The sequence below is a fragment of the Streptomyces sp. NPDC046203 genome, from assembly GCF_040646255.1.
Lineage (GTDB): Bacteria > Actinomycetota > Actinomycetes > Streptomycetales > Streptomycetaceae > Streptomyces.
This window is the reverse complement of the sequence record NZ_JBEYZX010000010.1, coordinates 181436-187808: the sequence shown is the minus strand read 5'-3', so window position 1 is coordinate 187808 and position 6373 is coordinate 181436. Positions and strand designations below refer to the sequence as shown.

The following is a 6373-nucleotide window of genomic DNA, read 5'->3' as shown; positions in this document are numbered from 1 at the left end:
CCGCCCCGGGTGGGTGGGGCACATTGCCCCCTAAACCGGGGCGGGTGCGCCCGCAAGGCGCCGCTCGGGGCAAACCGGCCGCCCCCTCGAATACCTCGAATCCCTTGTGGATCCGGACCGCCGCATGAGGGGCGGAAGGCCGGTGGCGGGCGACCGCCGGTGGCGGCGCACCGCCACCACCGCCCCGGACCTGCCCCGGACCTGCCCCGGACCTGCCCCGGACCTGCCCCCGGACCCGTCGGCGGGCGGTCGCTCAGCGGCGCTCGGCCTGCATGCGCGCGACGAACGCGGCGGCCTGCGAGCGGCGCTCCATGCCCAGCTTCGACAGCAGGCTGGAGACGTAGTTCTTGATGGTCTTCTCCGCGAGGTGGAGCCGCTCGCCGATGGCCCGGTTGGTCAGGCCCTCGCCGATCAGGTCCAGGATCTTGCGCTCCTGCTCGGTCAGGTTGGCGAGCCGGTCGTCGCGCTTCGGGCTGTTGCCGTCCCGCAGGCGTTCGAGGACGCGCGCGGTGGCCACCGGGTCGAGCAGCGACTTGCCGGCGGCGACGTCGCGGACCGCGTGCAGCAGCTCGTTGCCGCGGATGGCCTTGAGGACGTATCCCGAGGCCCCGGCCATGATCGCGTCGAAGAGTGCCTCGTCGTCGGCGTACGAGGTGAGCATCAGGCACTGGATGGAGTCGTCCTGCGAGCGCACCTCGCGGCACACCTCGACGCCGCTGCCGTCCGGCAGCCTGACGTCGAGAACCGCCACGTCGGGGCGGGTCGCGGGGATCCTGACCAGGGCATCCGCGGCCGTGCCGGCCTCGCCGACGACCTCGATGTCGTCCTCCACGGAGAGCAGCTCGTGGACGCCGCGCCGCACGACTTCGTGGTCGTCCAGCAGGAATACCCGGATTTTTCCTTCTTCGCGCACGGGGTCAGTCTCACATATTCGCTCTTCCCGTGCCCTGGGTCCCCGGGATAACCTCCGGCTTGTTCCGACGACGGTGTCGGGCCGTTGTCCAGTGCGCTGACCAGCGAAGAGTCCCGAATTTCTCGATTTACTTGGAAATCCAAGCAAAATCGCAGGTCAACGAGGGTTTCGCGGAATTGTTGCGTGATGGGTAACGTGCCTATGACGGCGTTGCCGGGGCACCTGTCACGCCCGACCCCGGCCACCGACGCACCCACCCCGTGCGAAGGAACGGATGAGGCGGAGAGCCTCCCCCTACCTTCGATAGGGGGGACCCCAGGCCCTTACCGGCGAACCCGGGGGCCGGACCGACGGAGGAGCACGCACGTGACCGTGGAAAGCACTGCCGCGCGCAAGGCGACGCGCAGCAGCGGCACCAAGCGCACCGCCAGCGCAAGCACTGGCGCGGGCGCGAGCACCGCCAAGAAGACCGCCAGTGCGGCCGGCGCGGGCGCCGCGAAGAAGGCCGCGAGCGCGAGTACGAGTACGAGCGCGAGCAAGAGCGCCGCGAGCAAGAGCGCCGCGAAGAAGACGACGCGCGCCAAGGCCCGTACGCCGAAGCCGTCCCAGGCGTCCCCGCAGCCCCACGAGCCCGAGCTCGTCCAGCTGCTGACGCCCGAGGGCGAGCGCGTCCGGCACCCCGAGTACGACATCGACCTGAGCGCCGACGAGCTGCGCGGTCTCTACCGCGACATGGTCCTCACGCGCCGGTTCGACGCCGAGGCCACCGCGCTGCAGCGGCAGGGCGAGCTGGGCCTGTGGGCCTCGCTGCTCGGCCAGGAGGCCGCGCAGATCGGCTCCGGCCGCGCTCTGCGGGACGACGACTACGTCTTCCCCACCTACCGTGAGCACGGCGTCGCCTGGTGCCGAGGGGTCGACCCGACCAACCTCCTCGGCATGTTCCGCGGTGTGAACAACGGTGGCTGGGACCCCAGCACCAACAATTTCCACCTGTACACGATCGTCCTCGGCTCGCAGACCCTGCACGCCACCGGCTACGCCATGGGCATCACCAAGGACGGCGCGGACTCCGCCGTGCTCGCGTACTTCGGCGACGGCGCCTCCAGCCAGGGCGACGTCAACGAATCGTTCGTGTTCTCCTCGGTGTACAACGCCCCGGTCGTGTTCTTCTGCCAGAACAACCAGTGGGCCATTTCCGAGCCCACCGAGAAGCAGACCCGCGTCCCGCTGTACCAGCGCGCCCGCGGCTTCGGTTTCCCCGGCATCCGCGTCGACGGCAACGACGTCCTGGCCTGCCTGGCCGTGACCCGGGCGGCGCTGGAGCGCGCCCGCCGCGGCGAGGGCCCGACGCTCGTCGAGGCGTTCACGTACCGGATGGCCGCCCACACCACCTCCGACGACCCGACCCGCTACCGCCGGGACACGGAGCGCGAGGCATGGGAGGCGAAGGACCCGATCCAGCGTCTGAAGACGTACCTGGAGCGCGAGGGCCACGCCGACGCCGCCTTCTTCGAGGAGCTGGAGCAGGAGAGCGAGGCGCTCGGCAAGCGGGTCCGCGAGGTCGTGCGGGGGATGCCCGTGCCGGACCACATGTCGATGTTCGACACCGTGTACGCCGACGGGCACGCGCTGGTCGACGAGGAGCGGGCGCAGTTCGCCGCCTACCAGGCGTCCTTCGAGGGCGGAGAGGCCGAGTAATCATGGCTGTTCAGAAGCTTCCCCTGGCCAAGGCGCTCAACGAGTCGCTGCGCAAGGCCCTGGAGACCGACCCCAAGGTCCTCGTCATGGGCCTGGACGTCGGCAAGCTCGGCGGTGTCTTCCGGATCACCGACGGTCTGCAGAAGGACTTCGGCGAGGACCGGGTCATCGACACCCCGCTCGCCGAGTCCGGCATCGTCGGCACCGCGATCGGTCTGGCCCTGCGCGGCTACCGGCCGGTCGTGGAGATCCAGTTCGACGGTTTCGTCTTCCCCGCGTACGACCAGATCGTCACCCAGCTCGCCAAGATGCACGCCCGGTCGCTCGGCAAGGTCAAGATGCCGATCGTCATCCGCATCCCGTACGGCGGCGGCATCGGCGCGGTCGAGCACCACTCCGAGTCCCCCGAGACGCTCTTCGCGCATGTCGCGGGCCTCAAGGTGGTCACCCCGGCGAACTCCTCGGACGCCTACTGGATGCTCCAGCAGGCCATCCAGAGCGACGACCCGGTGATCTTCTTCGAGCCGAAGCGCCGCTACTGGGACAAGGGCGAGCTGGACACCGAGGCCATCCCCGGCGAGCTGCACAAGGCCCGGGTCGCCCGCGAGGGCACGGATCTGACCCTCGCCGCGTACGGCCCGATGGTGAAGACCTGCCTGGAGGCGGCCGCGGCCGCCGCCGAGGAGGGCAAGTCGGTCGAGGTCCTCGACCTGCGCTCGATCTCCCCGCTGGACTTCGACACCATCCAGGCCTCGGTCGAGAAGACCCGCCGCCTGGTCGTGGTCCACGAGGCCCCGGTCTTCTTCGGCTCCGGCGCGGAGATCGCCGCCCGGATCACCGAGCGCTGCTTCTACCACCTGGAGGCCCCGGTCCTGCGGGTCGGCGGCTACCACGCGCCGTACCCGCCGGCGCGCCTCGAAGAGGAGTACCTGCCGGGTCTGGACCGCGTGCTCGACGCCGTCGACCGCTCGCTGGCGTTCTGAGGAGAGCATCGTGACGATCCGCGAATTCAAGATGCCCGACGTGGGCGAGGGCCTGACCGAGGCCGAGATCCTCAAGTGGTACGTCCAGCCCGGTGACACCGTCACCGACGGCCAGGTCGTCTGCGAGGTGGAGACGGCGAAGGCGGCGGTGGAGCTGCCGATCCCGTTCGACGGGACGGTGCACGAGCTGCGCTTCCCCGAGGGCACGACGGTCGACGTCGGCGAGATCATCATCTCGGTGAACGTGGGCGGCGAGGCGGCCCCCGCCGCCGCACCCGCCGCCGAGGCTCCGGCCGCCGCTGCCCCCGTGCCCGCTGCCGTCCCCGCCCCGGCGCCCGCCGCCGAGGAGGCCGAGCCGGAGGGCCGCCAGCCCGTTCTGGTCGGATACGGCGTGGCCGCGACGTCCACCAAGCGTCGCGCCCGCAAGACGGTCCCGGCACCCGCTGCCGCCGCTCCGGCCGCTGCTCCGGCGCCCGCCGCGGCTCCGGCTCCGGCTTCGGCTCCGGCTCCGGTGGCGGAGGACCGGCTGAACGGTCACGGCCCGGCCGCCGACCGTCCGCTGGCCAAGCCGCCGGTCCGCAAGCTCGCGAAGGACCTCGGTGTCGACCTGGCGACGGTCACCCCGACCGGTCCGGACGGCGTCGTCACCCGTGACGACGTGCACCGCGCCGCGGCCCCGGCCGCCGCTCCGGCGACCCCGGCTCCGGCCACGGTGGCCGAGCCCCAGGCTCCGGCCGAGGCTCCGGTCATGGCCACGGCCACGGCCGTGGCGCCCGCTCCGGCCGGCGCGGCGGACGCCCGGGAGACCCGTATCCCCATCAAGGGCGTACGGAAGGCCACGGCGGCGGCGATGGTCGGCTCGGCCTTCACCGCGCCGCATGTCACCGAGTTCGTGACCTTCGACATCACGCGCACGATGAAGCTGGTCGAGGAGCTCAAGTCCGACAAGGACATGGCGGGTCTGCGAGTCAACCCGCTGCTGCTCATCGCGAAGGCGGTCCTCGTCGCGATCAAGCGCAACCCGGGCGTCAACGCGGCCTGGGACGAGGCCGCCCAGGAGATCGTGCTCAAGCACTACGTCAACCTGGGCATCGCCGCGGCGACCCCGCGCGGCCTCATCGTCCCGAACATCAAGGACGCGCACGCGCAGGCCCTGCCGGACCTGTCGCGGTCCCTCAGCGAGCTGGTCGCCACCGCTCGCGAGGGCAAGACCACCCCGGCGGCCATGCAGGGCGGCACCTTCACCATCACCAACGTCGGCGTCTTCGGCGTCGACACCGGTACGCCCATCCTCAACCCGGGCGAGTCCGCGATCCTCGCGGTCGGCGCGATCAAGCTCCAGCCCTGGGTCCACAAGGGCAAGGTGAAGGCGCGCCAGGTCACCACCCTGGCGCTGTCCTTCGACCACCGCCTGGTCGACGGCGAACTCGGCTCCAAGTTCCTCGCCGATGTCGCCGCGGTCCTGGAGCAGCCGAAGCGGCTCATCACCTGGGGCTGACGCCTGAGTTGGCCGGATCGGCCTGTTTCACGTGAAACATGCGCCCGGTCGGGGACGGACACCGTCCCCGACCGGGCGCGTTCTCGTTCGCCCCTGTCACGGACCGCCTCACGCGGTGCGTCTCAGCTCGTCGGCCCCGCCCATGCTCCCGCCCATGGCCCCGTCCACGGTCCGGCCGGCGCGCCCTTGCGCGCCCGGGACGGCGCGGCGCCCCAGGGCGAATCCGAGAGCGAAACGGCTGGTGCAGCCGTACTCCTCCATCAGCATGCGGACACGCCGCTGGACGGTGCGCTCGCTGAGCGCGAGCGCCCGCGAGATGCGGTCGTCGCTCCATCCCTGGACCAACAGGGCGACGATATTCGTGTACTCCCCCGCGTGGTGCACGACGGATCTCCTTCGGTTCGCCAGCCCCCCGGCCTTGGCGTACCCGCCCAACGTAGCCCCTGTCCCCCCGCCTTCGCACAGGGGCCCCTCGGCCAACTTGGCGTGTCGGCTGGGGGAGTTGGAGGCGGCTGTCGGGAACCCGACAGGTCGCCCCGGATTCCTGGCCGGGGACGGGCGCCGTGCGGTTGGCTCTTCGCATCGGCAGGCGGTTCACCCGCCTTCCGCCCACACCGTCGAAGGGGAACACCATGAAGATGCGCATCGCTGCCATGGCCGGTGTCGCGGGCCTCACCGGAATGCTGGCCCTGGCGGGTCCCGCGCAGGCCACCGAGGCCACGCCGGCTCCCAAGGTTGCCGCGTCGGGCGACACCTGTCTGTACGCCGCCGGCGGTTACGCCTGCTTCATCTCGTACGGCGACAAGTTCGAGGTCGGGGACTACAAGGCGGACGGCCTGCGGGTCATCGCCGACTGGGAGACGGACTACGGGCGCTCCGGAGAGTGCCACCACACCGGCGGCTCCGGTACCTACGGCATCTGCAACTACGACATGCGCGAGGACAGCCGGGTCCGCTTCCGCGTCGTGCTGCGGGACGGCGCCACCGGCCCCAACGCGTCCGCGACCGCCTGGACCGGCTGGATCCCGATCGGCTGATCGGTGGCCGATCGACCGACCGGTGTCTGATCGCGCGTTCCGGGCTTGGGAACGGGAGACTTCAGCCCGCACCGTACGCGGTTGCCCGCGGCTCGTCTGTTTCACGTGAAACACCCGGTTGGAGGCGAATGTCGCCTCCAACCGGGTGTTGTCGTATGGACGTAACAGGCCCCCCGCACCCCGTCCTCGTATCGCATCGTGGACGGGGTCTTTTTCGTACACATGTTGTATCTAAGCTGTACGC

At 70.9% G+C, this 6373-nt stretch carries 6 protein-coding genes; 4 read left to right on the top strand and 2 right to left on the bottom strand.

From position 1 onward, the window contains the following. Positions 1 to 253: 253 nt before the first annotated feature. Positions 254 to 913, bottom strand: a complete 660-nt coding sequence (locus ABZ990_RS11880; protein ID WP_361229144.1) for a response regulator transcription factor — start codon at positions 911 to 913, stop codon at positions 254 to 256. Positions 914 to 1279: 366 nt separating this feature from the next. Between ABZ990_RS11880 and pdhA the strand changes: the two genes are divergently transcribed. Genes pdhA through ABZ990_RS11865 form a run of 3 tightly spaced genes read left to right on the top strand, consistent with a single transcriptional unit; the run spans position 1280 to position 5092 of the window. Next, positions 1280 to 2611: a pyruvate dehydrogenase (acetyl-transferring) E1 component subunit alpha gene (gene pdhA / locus ABZ990_RS11875; RefSeq protein ID WP_361229141.1), complete on the top strand. Its 1332-nt coding sequence runs from the start codon at positions 1280 to 1282 to the stop codon at positions 2609 to 2611. Between the two features lie 2 nt (positions 2612 to 2613). Next, positions 2614 to 3594 (top strand): alpha-ketoacid dehydrogenase subunit beta, encoded by a 981-nt coding sequence (locus ABZ990_RS11870; RefSeq protein ID WP_361229137.1) that lies wholly within the window; start codon positions 2614 to 2616, stop codon positions 3592 to 3594. 31 nt (positions 3595 to 3625) lie between these two features. Continuing rightward, on the top strand, positions 3626 to 5092 hold the full coding sequence (locus ABZ990_RS11865) for a dihydrolipoamide acetyltransferase family protein (RefSeq protein WP_361229174.1): 1467 nt from the start codon (positions 3626 to 3628) through the stop codon (positions 5090 to 5092). A 108-nt stretch (positions 5093 to 5200) separates the two neighbouring features. On the opposite strand, the gene ABZ990_RS11860 is transcribed toward ABZ990_RS11865, so the two are convergent. Next, complete coding sequence (locus ABZ990_RS11860) at positions 5201 to 5476, bottom strand: helix-turn-helix domain-containing protein (RefSeq protein WP_361229134.1); 276 nt, start codon at positions 5474 to 5476, stop codon at positions 5201 to 5203. Positions 5477 to 5724: 248 nt separating this feature from the next. On the opposite strand from ABZ990_RS11860, the gene ABZ990_RS11855 reads away from it, so the two are divergent. After that, a complete protein-coding gene (locus ABZ990_RS11855; protein WP_361229131.1) occupies positions 5725 to 6129 on the top strand; it encodes a hypothetical protein in 405 nt (134 codons plus the stop codon). Positions 6130 to 6373: the final 244 nt, after the last annotated feature.

Coding starts and splice junctions, on each gene's coding strand:
- ABZ990_RS11870 (WP_361229137.1), top strand. CDS start 2,614: ATGGCTGTTCAGAAGCTTCCCCTGGCCAAGGCGCTCAACGAGTCGCTG.
- ABZ990_RS11865 (WP_361229174.1), top strand. CDS start 3,626: ATGCCCGACGTGGGCGAGGGCCTGACCGAGGCCGAGATCCTCAAGTGG.
- ABZ990_RS11855 (WP_361229131.1), top strand. CDS start 5,725: ATGAAGATGCGCATCGCTGCCATGGCCGGTGTCGCGGGCCTCACCGGA.